Genomic DNA, 24,056 nt, shown 5'->3' on the forward strand with positions numbered 1-24,056 from the left:
ATGACAGACACCACCACAGCGACCGCCGCCTCGGTGCCGGTCGCTCCGCAGGGCCTGCCGCTGCTGGGCCACGCACTGCCCCTGCTCCGCGACCCCCTCGCCTTCATCATGTCCCTGTCCGGGTACCGCGAGATGGTCCGCGTCAAGCTGGGCCCGAGTTCCGCCGTGATGATCTGCGACCCGGCCCTGACCCGCCAGGTGTTCCTGAACGACAAGGTCTACGACAAGGGCGGCCCGATCTACGACCGGATCCGCGAGGTCATCGGCGACGGCCTGTCCACCTGCTCGTACACCCTGCACCGGCGCCAGCGCAGGCTGTGCCAGCCGTCGTTCCACCCCACCCGGCTCCCCGGATACGGGGCGGTGTTCGCCAGGGCGTCCGAGGCGAAGGCGGAATCCTGGAGCGAGGGCGACATCCTGGACGTCACCCAGGAAATGATGACGCTGACGACGCGGGCCACCATGGAGACGATGTTCAGCGGCGCGCTGCCCGAGGAGACGATGCGGCGCGCGCTCGCCGACACCGCCACCATCGTGAGCGCGTTCTTCCGCCGCATGATGACCCCGGCCTTCCTCCGCCAGCTGCCCACGCCGCAGAAGCGTCGTTACGACGCCGCGCGCGACCGGCTGGCCGAGACCATCGCGGAGGTCATCGCCGACCGGCGCGCCGACCCGACCGACCACGCCGACCTGCTCTCCACGCTGGTCGGAGCGGTCGACGAGGAGAGCGAGGACGGCCAGAAGCAGCTGAGCGACGCCGAACTGGCGGACGAGGCCCTCACGTTCTTCCTCGGCGGTATGGAGACCACGGCCATCACCCTGGCCTGGGCGCTGCACCTGCTCGCCACGAACCCGGACGTCCAGCGGCGCCTCCAGGCCGAGACCGACAGCGTCCTGGCCGGCGGCAAGCTCGACGCCGCGCACCTGCCCTCGCTGGAACTGGCGGGCCGGGTCGTCACCGAGACGCTGCGGCTGTACCCGCCGGCCTGGATGATGACCCGTACGGTCAGGCAGGACGCCGAACTCGGCGGCGTAAAGCTCAAGAGCGGCAGCACGCTCGTGCTCAGCCCGTACCTCCTGCACCGCAGGCCCGACCTCTACACCGAGCCCGACCGGTTCGACCCGGACCGCTGGCTCGAGGGCCAGCCCGACCGCGCCACCTACATCCCGTTCGGCGCGGGGCCCCGCAAGTGCATCGGGGACCAGTTCGCCCTCACCGAGGCCATCCTGGCCCTCACCGCGATCGTCTCCCGCTGGGAGCTGACCCCCGTCGGCGACGAGCCGTTCAAGCCGAAGGTGGAGACCAGCCTCAGTTCGCGCGGGCTGTTCCTGCGGCTCACCGAGCGCAAGAAGGACAGCGCCGGCGACGCCGAACTGCGCGCGGCCGAGCCGTCCACGTCCTCGGAACCCGCTGCAGCGGCAGCCCCTGCCACGCCGGCCGAGCCCGCGACAGCGGCCGCTCCCGCCGCGGAGGCCGAGCCCGCCACACCCGCCCAGTCGTCCACCCAGCCGGGCGCGGCCACCTGCCCGGTGAAGCACTAGGAGTGATGCCATGAGGCCTCACCTGAAACCACTGGTGAAGCAGTTGCTCAGCTCCCGGGAGGTCGGCATGCCGGCCGCGGCCCCGGCCGACGCGCTGCACGCACCCTCCCGTCCGTACCCCAACGGATGGTTCTGCCTGGCCTTCTCCGACGAGGTGCGGTCCGGATCCATCACCACCCGTCCGCTCGCGGGCGCGGAGGTCGTCCTCTACCGGACGTCCAAAGGTGTGCTGCGCGCGGTCCGGCCCCAGTGCCCGCATCTGGGAGCGCATCTCGGGGTCGGCGGAACGGTCGAGGGCGAGAACATCGTCTGCCCCTTCCACCGCTTCGAGTTCGACCCGTCCGGTACCTGTGTGCGCACGGGCTACGACAAGACGCCGCCGAAGGCGTCGCTGACTCAGTACCCGGTGTGCGAGGCCAACGGCTCCGTCTACGTGTGGTGGCACGCCCTCGGCCTGCCACCGCAGTGGGAGGTCCCGGCCTTCCCGATGGACGACCGGCAGCCGTTCAGCCACGACACCTATGACATCGCCGGCCACCCGCAGGATGTCATCGAGAACGCGTTCGACTGGGGTCACCTGCCGGCGCTGCACGGCCTCAAGGATCTCGACATCGGCGGCATGCCGGTGACCGGGGAGCCGGTCAGCACCGTCACCGCGACCGCGTACGGCACCATGATGCGCGGATTCCGCCAGTCCTACACGCTCACGGTGATCGGCCTGGCCAGCATCGCTGCGCGTACGGAACTGCCCGCGGGTGCGGGCAACTTGTACGTGATGCTGCACGCGACCCCGACCAGCCCGGGCCGCATCCAGCTCCGGTTCGGCACGAAGCTGGAGCTGACCGGCATCCCCGGCCTGCCGGAGAACATCGCGCGCCTGACGGCGCTGCCGGCTGCCCGGCTGTTCAGCACGCTCCTCCAGCGGCTGGCGAGCCTCGACACCGGCGCGGACCTGCTGATGTGGCACCACCAGGAACACGTCGAGCAGCCGAAGCTGGCCAAGGGCGACGGTCCGATCGGCCGGTACCGGCAGTGGGCGCAGCAGTTCTACACGGAACCGACGGGCGGCCTCGCGGCCAAGCGGGCCTCCCGGAGCGAGTCCGAGCGAACTGCCCAGGCAGAGGTGAGCAGTTCGGAGGAGTGAGCAGGACCTGGGCCCGGGTGGCGCGCACGGCGCGCTCCCGGGCCCGGGCGAAGGGTTTCGCGGACGTGCCCCCCTTGTCGTGCGCGCCACCCGGGCCCCATGATCAACGATGCGGTCCGAGTGGTGGCGCGTACCGCGGGCGCCGAGTCGGCAAGGCCGGCCACCTCGGCCGCGAGAGCGGGCGCGGCTTCAAACGAGTACAGGGAGAACAGGCATGACCACGTCATCCGACCAGCCGGTGCCGGAATCCATCGGCGACCCCGGTGACCCCGGCGCCGTCCAGGCAGACCTGCTGCGGTTCCTGACGAAGCGTACGGGCAGGACCTGGACGACCGACGCGGACGTCTTCGGTTCGGGCGGGCTGTCCTCGCTCTTCGCCATGGAACTGGTGGTGCATCTGGAGCGGACGTACGACATCTCCATACGCGGCGCCGATCTGCGGACGGAAAACTTCCGCACGGTGCTGCGGATGTCGGAGCTGGTCGAACGGCTCCGCCAGCCGGCCCCCGGCGCCTCGGGCGCGTGAAGCGAGCCCAGCGGGCGGTTCCGCCCGCTGGGCACCCCCATGGCCGGCGCCTGTCGCCGGTTCCGCGGCGTTAGACCTCGTACTGACCGTGCTCCAGGAAGTACCGCAGCTCCTCCGGCGTGCCGTCGATGACGTCTTCCGCCGCCGCACGGAGCGCGTCGCTGATGTTCTTGTCGGCGAGGATGCGGGCGATGGCGACGCGGTCGTCTTCGGCACGGGCGAGGCGGTAGCCGGTTTCGAGGAAGGCGCGGAGGGCTTCGGGGGTGTTGGTGTCGAGGACCTTGTTGATTTCGCGGATGACCCCCTTGTCTCTCTGGGGATCGGTGGTGGCGAGGATGGTCGCGATGGCGACGCGGTCGTCCTCGGCCTGCGCGAGGCGGTAGCCGGTCTTCAGGAAGGCACGCATGTCCTCCACGGTGCCGTCGAGAGCCGCGCTGGCCTCCCGGACGACACCCCTGCCGCTGTTCTCGCCGGCCATGATGCGCAGGATCGCGATGCGAAGATCCTCCTCGGACATCTCGCCCATCGGCGTTGTGGAACCGTCCGGGGCAGCCGCCGCCGCGACGGCGGTGTTTGTGGCGGCCGGTGGTGCGGCGAGAGCCGGGGTGGTGAGCAGAAGCGCGGAAGCCAGGGCGGTTGCCGCGAGAGCGAAGGCTGTACGGGTCTGTCTCATGTGTGAACCTGCCTTGAGAACGAGGTGGTTTCAGGACCCCGGTAGCCGCATCCACCTACCGGCCCCGGGATGATCCCACCGGCCCCGACCGGAGACCACTGCTGTGTTCCGGCAGTCTTGACACCCCGTTAGTTGCCTTGCGCCCACTGCGCCGACGCGCCAACTGCCGTGCTCAGGCGCACATCCCGAGCGAGATCGGCCGCGACGCTGGCCGCAGCGTTGTACGTGGGGTGGCCGTGCGGGTCACGAAATACCCCCATGCTTGTGTGCGGCTCGAAACACGACGGCCGGGTACTCGTCGTCGATTCCGGCGTATGGAGCGAGCCATCCGCTTTGACCGGCGCGGACGCCGTGCTGGTGACCCACGAACACGCCGATCACATCGATGTCCTTCGCCTGGCTGGGCTAGGTGTACCGGTATACGCGTCGGCCGAAGCGAACATTCCGCGGCTGGAGGTCATCGGGGTGACGTCCGGAGCGGAGTTCACGGCCGCGGGCTTCCACGTACGGGCGATCGGCGGGCGTACGCGTTCGTCTACAGCGGCCAACCGGACTGTGTGAACCGCGGCTACATCACCGAAAAAGAGATCTACCACCGGATACGCACGGACAGCCCGCGCCGGGCGGAGCGCGGCGGCGCCCTGGCCCGGCCGGCCTCCGCGTACGGAGCGCTCGTTTCCCCTGCCAGGCCGGGCACGATGCTCGGGAAGACGGATGAACTGCTCAGGGACGCCACAGGGTTGCGCGAACCCGTTCCGCTCGGCCGGGCCGGCCGGCTACAGGGCCGCCGCGCGGAAGAGGGCCAGGAGGGCCTGGCCCTGCGTGGCGTCCGAGTCGAAGAACTGCGTGGCCAGCGCGGGTGGCACGGCCCTTCCATGCATGCGGACCTCGTGGCAGCTGAAACAGAACGCTGCCTCGAACAGTGCCAGGTCGAGAGAGCCCTCGTACGCCCGCACGCTCCAGCCCGGCGAGAAGCCGCAGCGGCCCTGTTCGCTGTCGGGCAGCTTCTCGATCAAGGTCAGAACGTCCGTGACCTCGCTCCCGATCCAATGGGCGACCGTCCTGCCGGGGTAGGGGACTCCCCGCTCGGTCGGGAGGGCGGAGACCCTGACGACCTCGATCAGCTCGGCGGCGGAAACGGCTTCGGCGGGGAGCTGCATATGCGCAGTCTGCTCGCCGGGCCGTCCGAAAGCCATGGCGCGTCGCAAGCGGAAAACGCGTTGCGCGAAAGGCGCATACCCCTTCCTCCCTGCTGATGTCGGCACCGGGCACCGCTCTGGATGCGTCGGCTGAGAAACCTGGTCTCGCCGGTTCAACCGTTCGTCCGCCAGGAGAATCGCTCAGTCACAGCTGTGACCGAGAATTTTAGTTGGCGGATCATGAGCTGAACTGAGCAGGTCACGAGCGCCTGGAGAATTCTTGTTGGCGGATCTTGAGAGGGTTAGTTGGCGGATCATGATTGTGGATGTTCACTGTGCGTGAGTGTCTCGTGAGGCGGTCCGACGTCCTGCACGGCCTGACCGGGTGCTATCAGCACCTTGATGGAGCCGGCCAAGCCTCTAGCGCGCCATCCGGCTGCCCTGGGATCGGCGACTCGGGCACAATCCGGAGCCGTGCCTACACCTCCCGATCCCTCCGTCCTGTACCCCGACGTCGCGGCCTGCGGCAGCCTCGCCGCAGCGCTCCGGGCCGAGGCGGACGGCCGCCTCGACGCCTTCCCCGTCACGTCCCCGGACTTCGCTCCGCTGCGCCACGCGGCCGTCGCAAGCACCCTGCCGCACCGCGAGCCGCTGGCGATCAGCGCCTGGGCCCACGAACGGCGGTGGTCGATCCGCGGCGAGGAACCGTTCCAGAGCATGTCCCTCATCGACGGCAGGACGGACGACCTTGCGGAGGTCGCCAGAGCTGCCCGAGCGTGGCACGACGGGGCGACCCTGGACGACATCCGACAAGCGGCACCCTTCGTGCACCTGACCGGCCGGTTCGAGGTGCCCGACAACGATCCCGCGCGCTTGACGGAATCTGAATGGCGAGGCATGCGCCAGGAGGCGGCCGAACTGGAATACGCCTGGCGGGAGACGTACCACAACCTGATCGAGGCGGCGCACGCCGATCCGGCGCTGCGCGCTCTCTACCCATTCACGAGCCACTGGGCACTGCGCTTCTCGACCACCACCCGCCCGGACCTGACCGTCGTCGGACCGTGCCTGAGCGCCAACAGCGACGGCACATACGGAGTGGGCAGGGGCCTCATCAGCCAGGACCTCGGCCAATTCGCCACAGCGCAGGAGGCCGTAGCAGTGGCAGCGCGCCAACTGCCGTCCGGACTCGGCGGATGATCCCGCCTGGCAAACGGCTCGGTCGACAGCGCAGCAGCGGACTGCGAGGTCAGCACAGTGAGGCCGCAGTAGATGCGTAGACCTCGCCCTGGCGGCCGGAATGGACCGCCGCAGGTCGCGAGAATCACGGCAGGGGCTCCGTCGCAGTAGGTCCGGTATTTACTGCGGCAGTTGCGAACGAGTCTCCGCGATCGAGCATCCGCCCGAATGTGCTTCTGCTATGAGGACTTGAGGGGAGGGGACTGTGAGTGCCCGACGCGGACCAGCCTGGCGCCAGGCTGTTTGCCTGGGTCATGCCCGCAGATCTTCCGTCACGGGCAGGCACTCGGCGAGCAGGTCGACGACGTCGCGCCAGGCGCGCTGCGCGTGCTGTGGGTGGTAGCCGACGCCGGGGACCGTGGGGTGGTCGACCGTCGGGTGGTGGAAGGCGTGCAGGGCGCCGCCGTAGACCACGAGGCGCCAGTCGACGCCTGCGGCCTGCATCTCGGCGGTGAACGCGTCCCGTTGCGCGGGCGGCATGATCGGGTCTTCCGAGCCGACCCCTGCCCACACCGGGCAGCGAATGCGTGCTGCCTCGCCCGGTCGGCCCGTGGTAGTTGCGTTGACTGTCCCGATCGCGCGCAGGTCGACGCCGTCGCGCCCGAGTTCCAGCCCGATGGCGCCCCCGGTGCCGTAGCCGATGGCGGCGATCCGGTCGGGGTCGGCCCGCGATTCGGTGCGCAACACGTCGAGCGCCGCATGGCCGATGCCCCGCAACCGGTCGGGATCAGCGAGCAGTGGTATGCAACGGGCCAGCATCTCCTCGGGGTCGCCCAGATAGCGCCCGCCGTGAAGGTCGAAGGCCAGCGCTACGTATCCCAGCTCGGCGAGAGCATCGGCCCGGCGACGCTCGACATCGCTGAGCCCCATGCCCTCTGGTCCGAGCAGTACCGCAGGTCGGCGGTCGATACCGGCCGGGAGCGCGAGGTGCCCGATCATCGTCAAACCGTCGGCCGGGTACTCAACCGTACGCGTCGTAATCGTCGTCATGAGACTGGACTGTAGTGATCGTCCAGCCCGGTCCGGCCGGTGTTCTGCCGCTGGCAGAACAGTGCTCGTGTCCGTCTGACATACGGCCGAGCGCTCAGGACGTCAAGATCATCTCGTTGCCCTCATGGCGTGCCGATGTCACACCCCTGGAGGGATAACCGGCGGATCATGACCATGAACGCTCACTGCGTATGAGGGTGGTGGGCGGTTCCGAAGCCGCGTGGCCTTGTCACTGGGGAAGGGACTCCCTGTCATCGATGCTCCGGGCCAGCTGGCATGCGTACTCGGTGAGGACCTTGCGCAGGTCGGCGTAGTGAGGGGCGGCATCGGGGCGGGTCAGATGGCACCACGTTGTGTTGCGCGTGAGCCCCCACTTGCGCTGGACGTCCGGCGTCTGAGCGGCCTCAATCGGTCTCGGGGCGAAGACGTGCTCGCCTTGGGTCACTTGAACCCAGACGAAGACGGAGGCGACTTGCCGCTTGCGATCGTCGAACGCTGGTGGATGCCAGCTGGCCGGGGCCGGTGTCAGCTGTTTGATGATGTCCTCCCAGGCAACCTGATCAAGCGCCCAACCTTTCAGGGCTTCTCGGCGCCGACGATAGTCGACCGGAGACGACGTCGAGCAGATCTCACCGGCAATACCTTCAAGCGCCATGTGGAACTCAAAAGGATCGACCCGGCTCACGGCTACTCCTGTATGGAATTTTGCTCCACGGCTGGGAATTCCCAGGTATGCCGCAGAATCCCCCATGGAACCGCCAAGAACCCACTGCACTAGACGAACCGCCGCTGTCCTGCGTAAGAGCTTGGGGGATGTCTCAGGAAGCTTGGGAAGATGGTGCGTGAACCAGTCTTTCTCCAAGAATGCAGGGATCTGCTCAGGTTGGTAGTCATTGCGCGTGGCCGAGCGGACATTAGCGGTGCCCTTGGCCATCCGAAATGATCGTGTCAGTGGTTCAATGGCGGCTCGGAATCCCTGAGAGCAAGTTCCTTCGTGCCTGGATACGAGCCCGTTCCAGGACGCCCGTCCGGCTTTGTCCTTGAACCCTTCGCGGATGAGACCCGGGCGGGCAGGATCCGGCAGCCGATCTCCCGCTCGGCCTCCACCAGGTCGTGGTTCTTGTAGGGGCCGCCGTGGTCGGTGGTGACCGTCTCCGGGGCGAAGAACGGCAGGGCGGCGACCTTGTGCCCGGTGAACTCGGCGATCACGTCGGCCGGGACCCCGGCGTAGGGCCACTCCATTTCCTCGCCCCAGCCTTCCCGCATCGGAAGCGGCAGCATCACGTCCCGCAGCAGCATCGCGATGTCGACCGAGGTGTCGGACTGCAGCGTGAGCCGGAAGGCCGGCAGCCCGTGCGTGTAGAGATCGAGCGCGAGGGTCAGCGTCGCGGTGACCGCGTCCCCGAACACGGTCTCGCGCAGCTTCACCGGCATCGGTGTCGAGTCCAGCACCAGGACCTGGCCCGGGCGGTGGACCACCATCCGGCCCGAAACGCCGGCCTCCGCGGCGGCCTGCGCCGTCCGTCCGTAGCGCGGCCGGGCGCCTCCGGGCCCGAACCACTCTCTCCAGATGTCCGCGAACGTCCAACGGGAAGGGATCTTCTCGGCCGGAAACGCCGGGAACCGCTCGCGCATGTACTGGTGCATCAACCGGTGCCGGGCGGCCAGACTGAGGCGGGCGCGTTCCCCGCACTCGGCCTTGACCGCGAAGATCGCCTCACGGACCTCCTCGGTCACGCTGCGATGGCCACTGCGTCGCCGGGTCCAGCGTCCGTCCGCGCAGGCCAGCAGCAGACTGTCGCCCGCGAGTCCCGACAGACGCTCCAGCGTCCGGAAACTGAGGTGCTGCAGCCCGAGCCGGACCGCCTCCGGACGGGGCATCGCCTTCATCTCCACCGCCTTCGCGTGCCGGCGCTGGGTCAGTGTCGTGCGGTCCGGGTCGTAAGCCGGGCGAGGCTCTCCGGGCAGGGCTCGAGCCGGGTGCCCCTCCCGGAACCCTGTCTCAGCCTCCAGCACATGCGCAGCCCGCAGCCGGGCCCGCTCCAGCTGGTCCTCGGTCAGGTCGGCCAGTGTCCTCGGCTGCCGGGAGACCGGCGCCGGCCGCCCAGGCGCTTCGGACGCCGGAAGGAGTCGCAGGTCGGCGTGGTTGATGAGCCAGCGGAAGGAGCGGGTCTCAGCGTTGCCGCCGCCATCCACGAGCACGAGCCGGCCGTGCTGGCCGTGGACATCCTCAACTGTCCACTCGACGCCGTTGAGCGCGACCCGTCTGCCCGGCGCCATCTGTAGAAACGCCCGCGCCGCCATCACGCCGCCCAGATCAGCGAGCTGTCGCGCAGGGTGCTGCCCAGATCGACGCCGAGCTCGCGCTGCCAGAGCAGCCGGACGATGTTGGCCCGGCCGACGGCGGGCACGCTGGTCGCGTCCGCCAGCGCGGAGAACGTCATCACGCGCCCTTCTCGGCCGTCGATGATCGTGAGCAGTTGGTCCCGCATGCCCAGCAGATCCCTCACCGGCCGACGACGCGACGACAAGTGGTCAAGGACGCTCCAGACGTGCGGGCGCCAGCCCGCGATCACCGAGTACTGCCAGCCGCACGCAGCCGCCATCTCCCTGGCGGCCGCGAACTTCAGTGCGTCCTCGTCCTTGATCAGTCCCATCGGGCGTACGTCCAGCAGCCACATCCCGCCGCCGATCACGGCCAAGTAGTCCGGGATGTGCCAGGACGACCCGCCCTTGTACGCAAAGTCCAGCCGGAACGGCTGCGACAGCACCTCCGAGGCCCCCACGAAGTCCAGCGCGACCAGCAGCCGCACTTCCTCCAGCGACTCGAAGCCGTGCCCCCTGCCCGTGGACGCCATCACCTCCAGGCCGGGCCGGTGCCGCTGCTTCGCTCGCCATGTGAATCCCCGCATCGGCCGCGACGACAGCACCGGAACATGAGCCATGTCGCGGACCGGCCAGCAGACTTCCCCGGCACCCACCCGCCACGTCGAACTCCACCGACAGATCCAGCCATCCGCGAGATCGAGTTCGTCCCGAAATGCGAAATCCCCGCTGTACTCCTCGACGAGCTCGTCGAGGCGACTCGAGTTCGACCGGATCCTTGCCCTGGCTACCTCGCTCACTCACTCAGAGCATCACCACCCGCATGGCGACAAGGCACGATCTTCGGAACTGATCACAACTGTGACTTAGCGCTGTAATTTGGCCTCTGTGGCAACCCGAACGCTCGGCGGCGGGACCGAGGGCTCGGCCTTCGGGAGTCAGTTGCCGGCCAGGCCCCATGCATCGAGCCCGCCGTAGATATGGGCCCTCAGGCAATGAGGGGCGCCGAAGCCTGAGGCTTCGCCGCGGTAGATGGCGATGAGCGAGTCCTTGCCCCGCCACCAGGTGTCAGCGAGTCCCTGGACTTCGGGTACCGGCTCGAATCCGTCGAGGTTCAGGTCCTCGACGGCGGTGCCTTTGATCTTCGTGATGGTCTTGGCCCAGTAGCCCGCGTGGCTGGCCAGTGCCAGGGCTTCCACCCATCCCTCTGTGCTGGCGTGCAGCGGCGTCCAGTGGTCAGCGTCGATCCCGAACTCACCTCCTGGCCCGATCATGAACCCGTGGGCCATGGAGACGCGACAGTCGCCGGCCGGGAACCGCCATCCGTTCGCGGCCGAGCCCTCGGGGGCCTCGGCATCCAGAATGCGCGGGCCGCCCTCGTATTCGGGGGCCGGGGGCAGGGCGAGACCGCCCCAGCACTCTTGGAAGGCGATGGCCCGGTCGATCTCGGCATCCGGAATTCCTTGCTTGAGCCATGCCTCCCGAAAGGGCTTTAGGTCGCGGTGTGGAACACGCAGCCCGTGTCCCTCGACGAAGTAGCGAGCTCGCCGGCTCAAGCCTTCAGGCGCCTGAGGAATCAGCGGCACTCGGGGGTCTGCTGTCACGGTTGCTGCCTCTCGTATGGAGAGGTTGGTGCGGCGGTGCCGAGGGCTGTGGAGCGCTGGACCAACGGACGGGGTCGCCACCGGCGCCGCCGGTGAGCCAGGAACCGTCGCCCAGGGGCAAAAGCTCGTACGGGTTGCTCGCCTCAACGGTGAACTCGCCGCTGAGGGTGCCCGTGTGTACGTCGACCAGGTGGTGACGGAACCACTCCTCCTCGTCCTCATTCTCACCGCCTAGGGTGACGATGGCCGTGTCCTCGGTCAGGTAGCCGCCGCTCCATTCCACGAAGGACTCCTCCGGGTCGTACCCGAAGGCTTCGACAGGGAAGGTGAAGAGCACGTCCCCGTTGGGGTGGCCATGGAAGGCGACGTCCGCCTGCCCGTGGTCCACGGTCATAAACTGGCGCCCGGACGGAGCCAGGTCGATCAGGCAGCGGTCCTGCCACGGGTACGTCACGAACTCCGGCTCACTGTCCGCCCCGACCGTGCCCCGGAGAATGACGGAGCCGTCCTGGCCCTCACCGATGTCGAGGTAGATGCTGCCGTCCACGGGATGCACGTGGTGGAAGGCGCCGTGCCCGACCGTCTCCAGTTCCCGGCGGGCGAGAACCACACCGCTGTCGGCGTCGTGCACGACCCACTGGTCCCCGCCCCCGCGGCCCGCCATCGCGTCCGGCCGGTAGACCCACACCGTCCGGCCGTCCAGAGACAGCACGCATCCAGGCCGGTGGCCATGGCGTACGTCAGAGCGCGGTTCGAAGTCCGAGGCCCACATGATGTCGCCAGCGCGCGTAAGGCAGACGACTCCGTTCAGCGTCGTGTACACGACCCGCTCCAAATCCTGCCGAACCACCGACTCTACGACCTCCTCGCCATCCCTCGGCTGGAAAACCGCTGCTGGCTCCAGCGTCCCGTAGATGCCAGCGCCCACGACGTAGGCGTGGATCCGCCCGTCACGGAGACGCGTGATGACCTTCGGTGGCGACTCAGGAATCATCCGCTGAGGCTAACGCCCGCTCAGGAACCTCATGAGCCGGGGCGGTGTGGGCCCGAGTTGGGTGGTGTGACCGAATACCGCAGTTGGCCCCCCCTTGGACAATTCCGATGCACGACCACAGACCGGTTACTCAGAACAAGGAGTCCCAGAAGACCTCTTCCGGGTCAGGTTCTTCTGGGTGGAGCATGCAGCGTCTGCAGCGCAGGAGTCCTGGTTCGTTGGTGCCCGAGGCGGCGCTCATCCACGGCAGGCCTCCATGGCGTGTGCGCGCTCGTTGTCGGCGAGGGTGTCGACGGCCCGGCGGAGCTCCTCCGGTGCGGATTGGTCGGTGAGGCAGAGCCAGCCGACCGCCGCCGACAGACGGGCTTCGGGGGCCTCCGCTCGGTCGTGCCACCGTTCGCGCAGCCACCTGACAGTCGGCGGGTGCGGGTGGGCCCGGGTGATCTCGGCGGCGGCCAGGAGCAGGGCGGCGCGGACCATGGCGTCGCCTTCGGTGGCGAATCCGCTGGCCAAGGCAGTCCGGATGGTGTGGGCGGGATCGGCGGCGGTCGCCAGGGCGTAGGCGGCGTCGACGCGGACGGTGGGGTCGGAGTCTCCAAGAAGGGGCAGGAGCGCGGTGGTGGCGGTGGTGATCGCGGCTCGGGCGGCGGCCACCGACCAGCCGGCCGGGTAGCCGGTCACCTCGTAGCCGTAGTCGTCGTGGGTATCGGGGGCGTGGCGCCGGGAATCGTTGCGGTGGAGGAGGAATTCCTCGCGAGAGGCGACGCCGTGGTGCCTGGCACGGGCGGGGCCGGAGAGGACTGCGAGGGCGGCGGTGCGGTGTGGGTGGTGGGCGTTGATGGCGAGGGGAATGAGGAACGGCACGGCAAGGGCAGCGGCGGCCCGGCTGTCGTCGGCGCACAGGCCCCACAGCACACCCGTCGCGTCCACGACCGGTTCGCCGCCAGCGCGCAGGAGGGAAACCGCCTCCCGGACGTCGTACCCATGGGGGAAGTTACCCCACGGGACGGCATCCAAGTCCAAGGCCTGTCGAGGCTCGGGCAGGATGCTGGCCACCGCCGCCCGCACGTCGAACGGACCCCCCCGAGAACGAGGCCAGGTCCGCCCCGTCCGTCACTCTCCGACACATCTCGAACGTCGGATCGGTCCGCCAGTCCACGTCACACCCCCACCGTCGAATCCCCGCAACTTGATCATGGCTGGCCCGGCGGCCCACCGGAAGCCTCGACGGTGATCCAGCGGTTCATACGGGGCCACCCATCATGCACAGAAGCCAACCGGAATGCTCAAGGGCCATCTACCGAGCTCAGTCACAGGTAGGCACAAGTTAGCTGCAACGCTCAAGGGCCAAGTCTCAACAACGCAGCGTTACCGAAGCAAGATCCGCCAACTACTGCGCTCGTCCTCCAAGTAAAAATCTCGGTCGCAGTGCCGAGGACGCCCCCCGGCCATTCATTGCATAAACCTGCGGCGAAACGTATAGTCATGCCTAACCGAGGAGGGTGTTCGATGGCTGTACGCGCAGCGGTGGCAGGGGCGAGTGGGTACGCGGGTGGGGAGCTGCTCCGTCTGCTGCTCGCGCATCCCGGGGTCGAGATCGGCGCGCTCACCGGCAGTTCCAACGCCGGCCGGCGGCTCGGGGAGCTTCAGCCGCATCTGCTGCCGCTCGCCGGGCGGGCGCTCGAAGAGACTACCGCCGAGGTGCTCGCCGGGCATGACGTGGTGTTCCTCGCCTTGCCGCACGGGCAGTCCGCCGCTGTGGCCGAGCAGCTGGGCGACGACGTGCTCGTGGTCGACATGGGCGCCGACTTCCGGCTGAAGGACGCCGGTGACTGGGAGCGGTTCTACGGCTCCGCGCACGCCGGGACCTGGCCCTACGGGCTTCCCGAGCTGCCCGGCGCGCGTGCCGCGCTGGCCGGCAGCAAACGCATCGCGGTGCCCGGGTGCTATCCGACGGCCGTCTCGCTCGCGCTCTTCCCGGCGTACGCGGCCGGGCTCGCGGAGCCCGAGGCCGTGATCACCGCCGCGTCGGGCACGTCGGGTGCGGGCAAGGCCGCCAAGCCGCATCTGCTCGGCTCCGAGGTCATGGGCTCCATGTCGCCGTACGGTGTCGGCGGCGGCCACCGGCACACCCCCGAGATGATCCAGAACCTCAGCGCCGCCGCGGGGGAGCGGGTCGCCGTCTCCTTCACGCCGATGCTGGCCCCGATGCCCCGCGGCATCCTCGCCACCTGCTCCGCCAGGGCGAAGCCGGGCACGAGCGCCCAGGACGTACGGGACGCGTACGAGAAGGCCTTCGCCGACGAGCCGTTCGTCCAGCTCCTCCCCGAGGGGCAGTGGCCCGCCACGGCGTCCGTCTACGGTTCCAACGCCGTACAGCTCCAGGTCACGTACGACGAGGCCGTGGGACGCATCATCGCGATCAGCGCCATCGACAACCTGGCGAAGGGCACCGCAGGTGGTGCGGTGCAGAGCATGAACATCGCCCTCGGACTCCCCGAGGACACCGGACTCTCCACGATCGGAGTGGCACCTTGAGCGTCACGGCAGCGAAGGGATTCACGGCCGCGGGCATCGCCGCCGGGATCAAGGAGAACGGCGGCCCCGACCTGGCCCTCGTGGTCAACACGGGACCGCGTCGCGCCGCGGCGGGTGTCTTCACCTCGAACCGTGTCAAGGCCGCGCCCGTCCTGTGGTCCGAGCAAGTGCTCAAGGGCGGCGAGGTGAGCGCTGTCGTTCTCAACTCCGGTGGCGCCAACGCCTGTACGGGGCCGCAGGGCTTCCAGGACACCCATACCACCGCCGAGAAGGCGGCGGAGATCCTCGACGGGCACAGCGCGGGCGAGATCGCCGTCGCCTCGACCGGACTGATCGGTCTGCGCCTCCCGATGGACAAGCTGCTGCCCGGACTTGAGAAGGCCGCGGCCGAACTCTCCGAGCACGGCGGCGAGAAGGCCGCCATCGCCATCAAGACCACCGACACCGTCCACAAGACCGCCGTCGCGAGCGGCCCCGGCTGGACGGTCGGCGGGATGGCCAAGGGCGCCGGCATGCTCGCGCCGGGCCTCGCCACGATGCTGGTCGTACTCACCACCGACGCGGACGTCGAGAGCCACGCCCTGGACACGGCGCTGCGCGCGGCCACCCGTACCACCTTCGACCGCGTCGACTCCGACGGCTGCATGTCGACCAACGACACCGTGCTGCTGCTGGCCTCCGGCGCCTCCGGCGTGACCCCGGACCAGGGCGAGTTCGCCGAGGCGGTCCGTACGGTCTGCGCCGACCTCGCGCGGCAGCTGATCGGCGACGCCGAGGGCGCGTCCAAGGACATCCGGATCGAGGTGATCAACGCCGCGTCCGAGGACGACGCCGTCGAGGTGGGACGTTCCATCGCCCGCAACAACCTCCTCAAGTGCGCCATCCACGGCGAGGACCCCAACTGGGGCCGGGTGCTGTCCGCGATCGGTACGACGAGCGCGGCCTTCGAGCCCGACGAGCTGAACGTGGCCATCAACGACGTGTGGGTCTGCAAGAACGGCTCGGTGGGCGAGGACCGCGACCTGGTCGACATGCGCTACCGCGAAGTGAAGATCACCGCGGATCTGGCCGCGGGCGCGGAGTCGGCCGTCATCTGGGCCAACGACCTCACCGCCGACTACGTCCACGAGAACAGCGCGTACAGCTCATGAGCGCCCAGGAGAACGGCCCGGAGAAGGCCGGGGGCGTCGTCCCCCAGCCCACCGCGCGCAAGCACACGGCGCTTCCCAAGGCGCAGACCCTCATCGAGGCGCTGCCCTGGCTGACGCGCCACTACGGCAAGACCGTCGTCATCAAGTTCGGCGGCAACGCCATGATCGACAACGAACTCAAGGCGGCCTTCGCGCAGGACGTCGTCTTCCTCAGGCAGGCCGGGCTCAAGCCGGTCGTCGTGCACGGCGGCGGCCCGCAGATCAACGCGCAGCTCGACCGGCACGGCCTGGTCAGCGAGTTCAAGGCGGGGCTGCGCGTCACCACGCCCGAGGCGATGGACGTCGTACGGATGGTGCTGGCCGGCCAGGTCCAGCGCGAGCTGGTCGGGCTGCTCAACCAGCACGGCCCGCTCGCCGTCGGCATGACCGGTGAGGACGCGCACACCATCACCGCGACCCGGCACCGCCCGCGGATCGACGGCGAACTCGTCGACATCGGCCGGGTCGGTGAGATCACCGAGATCGACACCGGCGCCATCGAGGCGCTGCTCGCGGACGGCCGCATCCCGGTCATCTCCTCCATCGCCCGCAGCGCCGACGACCACCACGTCTACAACGTCAACGCCGACACGGCCGCCGCCGCGCTCGCCGCCGCGCTCGGTGCCGAGACGCTGATGGTGCTGACCGACGTGGAGGGCCTCTACGAGGACTGGCCGAACAGTGACGACGTGATCAGCCGGCTCACCGCCGCCCAGCTGGAGAAGCTGCTGCCCGAGCTGTCCAGCGGCATGGTGCCGAAGATGGAGGGCTGCCTGTTCGCCGTACGCAACGGCGTCAACACCGCCCGCGTCCTGGACGGCCGGGTCGAGCACTCGATCCTGCTGGAGATCTTCACCGACGAGGGCATCGGCACGATGGTCGTACCCGACGGCCAGAGCGAGTCCGAGCGGGACGTGACCGATCACAACCTCACAGGAACAGAAGGGGGAGCGCGGTGACCGGCAACGAGGAATTCGTCCAGCGCTGGCAGGGCGTCATGGCGGACAACTACGGCACGCCGACGCTGTCGCTCGTACGCGGTGAGGGCGCCACGCTCTGGGACGCGGACGGCACGCGCTACACCGACTTCGTCGCCGGTATCGCGGTGAACGCCCTCGGACACGCCCACCCCGCCGTCGTAGAAGCGGTTTCCCGCCAGATCGCCTCGCTCGGACATGTCTCGAACCTCTACATCGCGGAACCGCCCGTCGCCCTCGCTGAACGGCTGATCCAGCTGTTCGGCCGGCCCGGCAGGGTGTTCTTCTGCAACTCCGGCGCGGAGGCCAACGAGGCCGCGTTCAAGATCGGCCGGCTGACCGGCCGTTCGCACATGGTCGCCACCGACGGCGGTTTCCACGGCCGCACGATGGGCGCGCTCGCGCTCACCGGCCAGCAGGGCAAGCGGACACCGTTCCTGCCACTGCCGGGAGACGTCACACATGTCCCGTACGGCGACATCGAGGCGCTCCGCGCGGCCGTCACCGAAGAGACCGCGCTCGTGATCATCGAGCCGATCCAGGGCGAGATCGGCGTGGTCGTCCCGCCCAGGGGATACCTGGAGGCCGCGCGCGAGATCACCCGCGCCACCGGCACACTGCTCGTCCTCGACGAGGTCCAGACGGGCGTCGGCAGGACCGGAAGCTGGTTCGAGCACCAGGCGCACGACGGCGTCGAGCCCGATGTCGTCACCCTCGCCAAGGGCCTCGGCGGCGGACTGCCGCTCGGCGCGACCATCGCCTTCGGCCCGGCCGCCGACCTGCTGCTGCCCGGCCACCACGGCACGACATTCGGCGGCAACCCGGTCGCCTGCGCCGCCGGACTCGCCGTACTGGACACGCTCGGCGCCGACGGCGCGCTCGACCAGGTCAAGCGGCTCGGCGAGAAGCTGCGGGACGGGATCGAGGGAATCGGCCATCCGCTGGTCTCGCATGTCCGCGGCTCCGGCCTGCTGCTGGGTATCGTGCTCACCGAGCCGGTAGCGCCCCGGGTGCAGCAGGCGGCTCAGGAAGCCGGATTCCTGGTGAACGTGCCCGCCCCCGGCGTCGTACGGCTGATGCCACCGCTGATCATCGGCGACGACGAGGTGGACGCCCTGCTCCGGGCGCTGCCCGGCGTCCTCGACGCGGCACAGGGGGACGAGGACGGACGAGCCGGAGAATGAGACGACGATGACCGAGAGACGGCGATGACCGAGATCCAGGACACAGAGCACGGCGGGCCGTCCGTGCCGCAGACGCGCACGGCCCGCCACCGCCGGATCGTGGACATCCTCAACCGGCAGCCCGTGCGCTCCCAGAGCCAGCTGGCGAAACTGCTCGCGGACGACGGTCTGAGCGTCACGCAGGCCACGCTCTCGCGCGACCTGGACGAGCTGGGCGCGGTGAAGATCCGCAACACCGGTGGTGAGCTGATCTACGCCGTTCCCAGCGAGGGCGGCTACCGCACCCCGCACGCCCCGCTCGGCGAGTCGGCGAAGGAGGAGCGCATGCGCAGGCTCTCCGCCGAACTGCTGATCTCCGCGGAGGCCTCGGCCAACCTCGTCGTACTCCGGACACCGCCGGGCGCCGCCCAGTTCCTCGCCTCGGCCATCGACCAGGCGGAGCTGAACGACATCCTCGGCACGATCGCGGGCGACGACACCCTGATGCTGATCAGCCGCGACCCGGCGGGCGGCCAGGCGCTCGCGGAACACCTGCTGAAACTGACCCGGAGCGACCGCTCCAGCTGACGGCCCGGTCGGAACGGCGACCCGCTGGGCGGCTCCCGGGCGGAACGGCGACCCGGTCAACGGGCCGCGCACCGTGGCCACCGTACGGCGACCCGCTCAGCGGCCCCGCTCGCCATGGTCAGCCGTGCGCCCGACCGTACGGCGCCCCGGTCAACGGCCCGCGCACCGTGGTCAACCCTACGGTGATCCGCTCAACGGCCCACGCTCACTGCGGCCATCCGTACGGCGACCCGCTGGGCGGCTCCCGCCCCGGCGGCCGGCCAGCCGCTGCGCCAGCGGATCGTCGCCGAGGAACGCCATCAGCTCCGTCCGGTCAGGCGCGGTCGCCGGGCCGCGCCGGGTCACCGCGTACGCCGCTGCCGCGTTGGCGCCGCGCGCGGCCGTCAGCGGATCGAAGCCCTGGCCGAGCAGCGCCAGGAACGCGCCGACGTGCGCGTCCCCCGCGCCGTTGCTGTCGACGGCCCGCACCGGGAACCCCGGCACATGCACCGGCTCGCTCCCGCCACCGTCCGCCGAACCCGGTGCCGCCAGCCAGCAGCCGTCCTTGTCCGCCCGTACCAGCACACCCGCGCCCGGGGCCAGCCGCTCCCGGAGCGCCTTCGCGGCCGTACCGGGGTCCGCGTGTCCCGACAGCAGCCGCGCCTCGCGCGCGTTGCAGCTGAGCCAGTCCGTACGCGCGAGTACGGGCGCGAGCAGCGCCTGGGGGATGTCCGCCACCAGCGGCGCGGGATCGAAGCAGACCGTGACGTCCGCGGGCAGCGCGGCCGTGAAGCGGGACAGCAGCGGGCCGTTGACCGGCATCACCAGACCGTACCCGGACAGCTGCACCAGGTCGCCCGGCCTCAACTGCCGCTCCACGGAGGCGACATCGGCCTCGGTCAGCCGTGCGTCGACCCCGAAGCCGGTGACGAAGGTACGTTCGCCTCCGGCGTCGACCATCGCCACCGTGAACCCGGTGTCGCCGTCCTCGCGGACCGGCAGCAGTGCCCGGATGCCCTCGGCCGCGAGTGCTTCGCGCACGAGGTCGCCGTACGGGCCCGTGCCGTGCAGCCCGGCGAAGACCGCTTCCGTACCGAGGCGGCCGGCCGCGACCAGGGTGTTGAAGCCGCCGCCCGCCGTCAGTTCCGTACGGGTGCCGATGACGTCACCGCCGCGCTCGGGCAGCGCGGGGATCTCGATCACCAGATCGGCGATGACGTTCCCCGCGAGCACCAGGCGGCTCATCGTCCGGCCTCCTGGAGCGCGGGGGAGTGGGCCTCGGGCGCGGTCCGGGGCCGACCGCCGGACACCGCGTACACCCCGGCGGCGACGGCCATGGAGATCGCCCAGCCGAGCCCGTTCACGCCGAGCCAGCTGCCGGCGAACGGACCGGCGAACCAGACGTCGTCGGCGCTCGTCGACGCCTCCGTGAACAGCAGTCCGGCCACGATCGCCGCGGCCCAGGCGAGGACGGCCGGCAGATGGAAGCCGCCGGTGTACCAGTAACGGCTGGTGTGGGTGGTGTCCATCAGGGCCGCCGGGTCGTACGTACGGCGGCGCGGCGCGTCCACCAGGATCACCCCGACCCACGCCGAGATGGGCACGGCGAGCAGCGTCAGGAAGGTGGAGAAGGGACCGTAGAAGTCCTTGGCGATCAGCATGAAGTAGATACCGCCGAGGAACATCAGCACCACATCGAGCCCGACGGCCAGCGGTCGCGGCACCCGCACGCCCAGCGTGATCATCGTGAGCCCGGCAGAGTACGTGGAGAGGTGGTTCGACATCAGCAGTCCGCCGAAGGCCGCGATCAGGTACGGGATCGCCATCCACGACGGCAGCATCCCGTTGATGGCGGCCACCGGATCGGCGGCGCTCGCAAGCGTCGTGTCGCCCGCCGACAGCAGCGAGCCGAGTGAGATCAGCAGCACGAGCGGAATCCCGGCGCCGAACGCGGAGGCCGTGACCAGCCGCCGGCCCGGGATCGCGCGCGGCAGGTAACGGGCGTAGTCCGCACCGGCGTTGGCCCAGCCGATACCGGTGCCCGCCGCGATGAAGCCGATACCGGCGATGACCCCGCTGCTCGGACCCGTGGGCGCGTCGAGGACCTTGGCCCAGTCGACGGTCGCCACGAGGAAGCCCATCACGATCAGATTCAGCAGACCGAAGACGACCGTGGCCCACTTGTTGATCCACATGATGGTGGCGTGGCCGAGACCGCTGATCAGCAGTGTGCAGACGATGAAGACCAGCAGACACACCAGGGTCAGCACGGTGTTCTGGTCCACCCCGAAGACGATGCCGAGCAGCGCGAGCAGGGCGTACGCGGCGGTGGTCGTGGTGATCGTCTCCCAGCCGACCCGGCTCAGCCAGCTGATCAGGGTCGGCCCCGCGTTGCCGCGCTGCCCGAAGACCGCCCTGGAGAGGGTCAGCGCGGGCGCGCCGCCCTTCTTGCCCGCCAGGCTCAACACGCCCACCAGCGCGAACGACCCGAAGGAGCCGACGACGGCGACCAGAATCGCCTGCCAGATGTTCAGCCCCCGGAAGGCGACGAGCGTCGCACCGAGCGGCAGCCCGAGGAGGGAGATGTTGGCGGCGAACCACGTCCAGAACATCTGCCCGGCGTGGCCGTGACGTTCGTTGTCGGGGACGGGCTCGATGCCCCGGGTCTCAATGGTGCCGACGCGATCGTTCGACTCCGAACGGGTCATGACGGAACCTCCTAGCAAGGTACGAAGGGGCGGGGATACGCGGGGTCACGCGGAAGCGGCGGGCCGCGGCCGGCGCAGCGCGAGCAAGCGGTCCGTCAGCGGCTCCAGTTCGAGATCGTTGACGGTACGGAGCGTGCGTACGGCGTCCTCGGGCAGCGCGGACAGCCCCGCGACGGAACCGGTGACCGCGCCCGCGATCGCGCCGATGGTGTCGCTGTCACCGCCGAGACTGGCGGCGAGCAGCGCGCTGCGCCACGGGTCGCCGCCGGCCACGGTGAGCACCGCGAAGGCGGCGGGTACGGACTCCTGGCTGGCCACGCTCGTCCCGACGAGCGCGCAGATCCGGTCCAGGGCCTCGGTCTCGGGCAGCCCCCGTACCAGCTCGCACGCCCACGCGATACGGGACGCGATGTCGGCGCCCGCGATCCAGTGCCCGCGCCGGGCGCCGGCCCGCGCGGCGGTGACGGCCGCGCGGACGGCCTCGTCGAGCGTGCCGCCACCGACTCCCGTGCTGACGGCGGCGGCGACGGCCGCGGCGCCCGCGATGCCGACGGTCGTGTCATGGGTGACCTGGCAGGACTCCACGACATGGTCGAGGAAGTCCTCGACAGGATCCGCGGCGAAGGCGATCCCGACCGGGGTGACGCGCATGGCGGCGCCGTTGGTCGAGCCGTACCGTCCCGCCTCGCGGGCCGGCACACCGCGCGAGACGGCGTCCAGCGCGGCCTTGGTGGAGGGGCCGAGAAGGTCGAAGGAGCCCTTGGCCTTCATCTCCTTCTCCCAGTCGAGGAGTTCACGGGCGAGGCGCAGCGGATCGATCCTGCCGTGTCCCTCCGCGAGCAGCCTGCCGACGATGACGGCCTGGTCGGTGTCGTCGGTGACGGAGCCGGCCGCCATGCCCGCGCTGACCGGGTTGTCGGGCCGGGCGGGTTCGAAGCCGGTGAGGGTTCCGTAGACCCGTACGACCTCCTCCCGGGACATCACCTGGGTGGGCATGCCCAGCGCGTCGCCGAGGGCGAGTCCGTAGTACGCGCCGAGCGCGCGGTCGTGTCGGTCGGTCACAGCTGGCCTCCTCGGCCCGATCGGACGTGCAGGTGGAATCTGACGGGGTCCAGCAGGCTGCTGACCTGCTCGATCACGGTGCCGTCGGCGGCGCGGTATACCTGGTCCAGGTGGAGGAACGGTTCCCCGGGGGAGCGGCCCAGTACGGCGGCCTCCGCCGCGTCCGTCCCGCGGACCGAGACCTTTCCCTCGCCGGAGTGGGTGAGGCGGCCCGCGCTGATCAGTGTCCTGCTCAGCGAGCCGCCGTCGAGGCCGCGCTCGGGAAGCCGGGCGAGGTCTCCGACGGCGGGGACTCTGCTGCGTTCGAGCGAGACTCCTTGCCCGTCGGAGAGCCGTCTGACCCGGTCGAGGGCGACGAAGGCGGTCGACGGTATGCCGAGGAGAACGGCCAGTTCCTGATCGGCGACCGTCTCGAAGCGCAGGATCTCGGTGGTCAGTTCGACCGCCTGACCGGCCAGTGCCCGGGTCCAGCCGAGCCGGTTGTCCAGCGGGGTACCGTCGAAGGTGACGAAGGAGCCGATCCCCGCGTGCGTGGCGATCAGTCCCTGCTCACCGAGGACCCGCAGCGCCTGCCGCAGCGTCGTGCGGCTCACGCCGAACCGCTGCCGGAGCGCGTGCTCGCCGGGCAGCCGGTCACCGGCGGAGTGGATCCCGGCGCGGATCTCGTCCTCCAGGACCCGGGCTATGTGATGGTGTTTGTGGACCTGTCCAGGCATGTCCGAACACTAGGCTCGGCCCATCGGGCCGGTCCATAGCGTCCGGCGGATTTTTTCCGCCGGGCCCGGCGGCCGGGCTCCGAGGGCTGTCGGACCGACAGCCCTCGGTGGCCTCCTGCGACCCTCTCAGTAGCGAGTGATCGCGGTGCTCCCGGACGTCGTCCCCATCGCGATGTGCGGCTCACGGCGCGGATCCGCCCAGCTCAGGATCGCGCTCATGGCCTCCGCCGGTACGGAGACGCAGCCGGCCGTCGCGCCCTTGCCGTTCACATGCAGGAAGATCCCGGCGCCGCGGCCGTGCACCGGGCGGTCGTAGTTGTAGCCGACCACCAGGGCGCGCGCGTACTGGACCGTGTAGTCGGCCAGATGCTCGGCCTCGCCGGGCCGGCAGTCGGCGGGCAGCCCTTCGACCCACCGGTTGTACGCCCGCGAGGCGTTGTCCTCGCACCACCAGGACGCGTCCGTCACCGGCCGGTAGGCGTACGTGGTCCCGGCGGGCGGCGGCGCGATCCCGAACGCGAACGGCAGGTCGTAAAGACCGGTCGGCGTGGTCGATGTGCCCTGCTGTCGCGCCTCGCCCTCGACCAGACCGCCGGACCCGAACCGAGCCGGCGCGGACCCGGCGGCCACCCACGAGTCCCCGCGCCGGTCCCACCAGGTGAGGCGCCCGCTGGTCGCCGACGTACTCGCGGCCTCAGCGGTGATCAGCTGGCTGCCGCCACCGGTGTCCGCCATCCGCGCGGGCAGCGGCGGCTCCCCGGGCGAGGCGCCGGTCGCGCCGACGACCGTGAGCAGGACGGAACCGAGAACCAGAGCGATACGCATGCTCAGGACGGTATGCCGGAGGACCGCCACCGGCCGCACATCCTGGGCCGTCCGGGTCCGGCGCCACCCGAACGAGCGGAGCACACCGCGCCGCTGGGCCTCTCACCAGGCACTTTGACAAAGCATACGGACCA

At 70.0% G+C, this 24,056-nt stretch carries 23 protein-coding genes and 1 pseudogene; 10 read left to right on the forward strand and 14 right to left on the reverse strand.

Annotated features, from left to right (window positions below; translation table 11 throughout):
- The 3 genes from ACIP6N_RS17485 to ACIP6N_RS17495 all read left to right on the forward strand — a co-directional run bounded on the left by ACIP6N_RS17485 (position 1) and on the right by ACIP6N_RS17495 (position 3,212).
- Positions 1-1,542, forward strand: coding sequence for a cytochrome P450 (locus ACIP6N_RS17485; RefSeq protein ID WP_401816557.1), 1,542 nt, complete (start codon positions 1-3; stop codon positions 1,540-1,542).
- A 10-nt stretch (positions 1,543-1,552) separates the two neighbouring features.
- A complete protein-coding gene (locus tag ACIP6N_RS17490; RefSeq protein WP_401816559.1) occupies positions 1,553-2,686 on the forward strand; it encodes a Rieske 2Fe-2S domain-containing protein in 1,134 nt (377 codons plus the stop codon).
- 214 nt (positions 2,687-2,900) lie between these two features.
- Entirely contained in the window at positions 2,901-3,212 is a 312-nt protein-coding gene (locus ACIP6N_RS17495) for an acyl carrier protein (RefSeq protein WP_401816561.1), read from the forward strand.
- Between the two features lie 70 nt (positions 3,213-3,282).
- Here ACIP6N_RS17495 and ACIP6N_RS17500 read toward each other — a convergent pair whose 3' ends face one another.
- A complete protein-coding gene (locus tag ACIP6N_RS17500) occupies positions 3,283-3,885 on the reverse strand; it encodes an ALF repeat-containing protein (RefSeq protein WP_401816562.1) in 603 nt (200 codons plus the stop codon).
- A 236-nt stretch (positions 3,886-4,121) separates the two neighbouring features.
- Between ACIP6N_RS17500 and ACIP6N_RS17505 the strand changes: the two are divergent.
- Positions 4,122-4,481: pseudogene (locus ACIP6N_RS17505) on the forward strand (MBL fold metallo-hydrolase); the annotation flags it as partial.
- A gap of 180 nt (positions 4,482-4,661) precedes the next feature.
- Here ACIP6N_RS17505 and ACIP6N_RS17510 read toward each other — a convergent pair.
- A complete protein-coding gene (locus ACIP6N_RS17510; protein WP_401816564.1) occupies positions 4,662-5,045 on the reverse strand; it encodes a hypothetical protein in 384 nt (127 codons plus the stop codon).
- 453 nt (positions 5,046-5,498) lie between these two features.
- Here ACIP6N_RS17510 and ACIP6N_RS17515 point away from each other — a divergent pair, with 453 nt between their 5' ends.
- Positions 5,499-6,224 carry a DUF6193 family natural product biosynthesis protein gene (locus ACIP6N_RS17515; RefSeq protein WP_401816565.1) on the forward strand — a complete coding sequence of 242 codons (726 nt, stop codon included), beginning with the start codon at positions 5,499-5,501 and terminating at the stop codon, positions 6,222-6,224.
- A gap of 291 nt (positions 6,225-6,515) precedes the next feature.
- Here the strand turns inward: ACIP6N_RS17515 and ACIP6N_RS17520 are convergent, their stop codons facing one another.
- From ACIP6N_RS17520 to ACIP6N_RS17550, 7 genes are all read right to left on the reverse strand, one after another.
- Positions 6,516-7,253: a dienelactone hydrolase family protein gene (locus ACIP6N_RS17520; RefSeq protein ID WP_401816566.1), complete on the reverse strand. Its 738-nt coding sequence runs from the start codon at positions 7,251-7,253 to the stop codon at positions 6,516-6,518.
- Between the two features lie 229 nt (positions 7,254-7,482).
- A complete protein-coding gene (locus ACIP6N_RS17525) occupies positions 7,483-8,187 on the reverse strand; it encodes a hypothetical protein (protein WP_401816568.1) in 705 nt (234 codons plus the stop codon).
- 14 nt (positions 8,188-8,201) lie between these two features.
- Positions 8,202-9,533, reverse strand: a complete 1,332-nt coding sequence (locus tag ACIP6N_RS17530) for a hypothetical protein (RefSeq protein ID WP_401816569.1) — start codon at positions 9,531-9,533, stop codon at positions 8,202-8,204.
- Positions 9,534-9,556: 23 nt separating this feature from the next.
- A complete protein-coding gene (locus ACIP6N_RS17535; RefSeq protein ID WP_401816570.1) occupies positions 9,557-10,198 on the reverse strand; it encodes a hypothetical protein in 642 nt (213 codons plus the stop codon).
- Between the two features lie 318 nt (positions 10,199-10,516).
- Positions 10,517-11,164, reverse strand: coding sequence for a hypothetical protein (locus ACIP6N_RS17540; protein ID WP_401816572.1), 648 nt, complete (start codon positions 11,162-11,164; stop codon positions 10,517-10,519).
- Entirely contained in the window at positions 11,139-11,894 is a 756-nt protein-coding gene (locus tag ACIP6N_RS17545) for a hypothetical protein (RefSeq protein ID WP_401816574.1), read from the reverse strand. The genes ACIP6N_RS17540 and ACIP6N_RS17545 overlap by 26 nt, the downstream gene beginning before the upstream one ends.
- Positions 11,895-12,413: 519 nt before the next feature.
- Entirely contained in the window at positions 12,414-13,199 is a 786-nt protein-coding gene (locus tag ACIP6N_RS17550) for a hypothetical protein (RefSeq protein WP_401816576.1), read from the reverse strand.
- A gap of 486 nt (positions 13,200-13,685) precedes the next feature.
- Here ACIP6N_RS17550 and argC point away from each other — a divergent pair, with 486 nt between their 5' ends.
- Genes argC through ACIP6N_RS17575 form a run of 5 tightly spaced genes read left to right on the forward strand, consistent with a single transcriptional unit; the run spans position 13,686 to position 18,632 of the window.
- On the forward strand, positions 13,686-14,714 hold the full coding sequence (gene argC, locus ACIP6N_RS17555) for an N-acetyl-gamma-glutamyl-phosphate reductase (protein WP_401816577.1): 1,029 nt from the start codon (positions 13,686-13,688) through the stop codon (positions 14,712-14,714).
- On the forward strand, positions 14,711-15,865 hold the full coding sequence (gene argJ / locus ACIP6N_RS17560) for a bifunctional glutamate N-acetyltransferase/amino-acid acetyltransferase ArgJ (RefSeq protein ID WP_401816578.1): 1,155 nt from the start codon (positions 14,711-14,713) through the stop codon (positions 15,863-15,865). The genes argC and argJ overlap by 4 nt, the downstream gene beginning before the upstream one ends.
- Positions 15,862-16,863 carry an acetylglutamate kinase gene (argB, locus tag ACIP6N_RS17565; RefSeq protein ID WP_401816580.1) on the forward strand — a complete coding sequence of 334 codons (1,002 nt, stop codon included), beginning with the start codon at positions 15,862-15,864 and terminating at the stop codon, positions 16,861-16,863. Before argJ ends, argB begins: the two co-directional genes overlap by 4 nt.
- Positions 16,860-18,065, forward strand: coding sequence for an acetylornithine transaminase (locus tag ACIP6N_RS17570; RefSeq protein ID WP_401816582.1), 1,206 nt, complete (start codon positions 16,860-16,862; stop codon positions 18,063-18,065). The genes argB and ACIP6N_RS17570 overlap by 4 nt, the downstream gene beginning before the upstream one ends.
- Before the next feature lie 24 nt (positions 18,066-18,089).
- Positions 18,090-18,632 carry an arginine repressor gene (locus tag ACIP6N_RS17575; RefSeq protein WP_401816583.1) on the forward strand — a complete coding sequence of 181 codons (543 nt, stop codon included), beginning with the start codon at positions 18,090-18,092 and terminating at the stop codon, positions 18,630-18,632.
- 177 nt (positions 18,633-18,809) lie between these two features.
- Here ACIP6N_RS17575 and ACIP6N_RS17580 read toward each other — a convergent pair whose 3' ends face one another.
- The 5 genes from ACIP6N_RS17580 to ACIP6N_RS17600 form a co-directional block, all read right to left on the reverse strand.
- Positions 18,810-19,856, reverse strand: a complete 1,047-nt coding sequence (locus ACIP6N_RS17580) for a PfkB family carbohydrate kinase (protein ID WP_401816584.1) — start codon at positions 19,854-19,856, stop codon at positions 18,810-18,812.
- Positions 19,853-21,319 carry a purine-cytosine permease family protein gene (locus ACIP6N_RS17585; protein WP_401816585.1) on the reverse strand — a complete coding sequence of 489 codons (1,467 nt, stop codon included), beginning with the start codon at positions 21,317-21,319 and terminating at the stop codon, positions 19,853-19,855. The genes ACIP6N_RS17580 and ACIP6N_RS17585 overlap by 4 nt, the downstream gene beginning before the upstream one ends.
- A 45-nt stretch (positions 21,320-21,364) precedes the next feature.
- Entirely contained in the window at positions 21,365-22,381 is a 1,017-nt protein-coding gene (locus ACIP6N_RS17590) for an ADP-ribosylglycohydrolase family protein (RefSeq protein WP_401816587.1), read from the reverse strand.
- Positions 22,378-23,097 carry a GntR family transcriptional regulator gene (locus ACIP6N_RS17595; RefSeq protein ID WP_401816589.1) on the reverse strand — a complete coding sequence of 240 codons (720 nt, stop codon included), beginning with the start codon at positions 23,095-23,097 and terminating at the stop codon, positions 22,378-22,380. The genes ACIP6N_RS17590 and ACIP6N_RS17595 overlap by 4 nt, the downstream gene beginning before the upstream one ends.
- 126 nt (positions 23,098-23,223) lie before the next feature.
- Entirely contained in the window at positions 23,224-23,922 is a 699-nt protein-coding gene (locus ACIP6N_RS17600) for a L,D-transpeptidase (protein WP_401816591.1), read from the reverse strand.
- Positions 23,923-24,056: the final 134 nt, after the last annotated feature.

Origin of the sequence: Streptomyces sp. NPDC088725, assembly GCF_044751305.1 — a bacterium.
Taxonomy (GTDB): Bacteria; Actinomycetota; Actinomycetes; order Streptomycetales; family Streptomycetaceae; genus Streptomyces.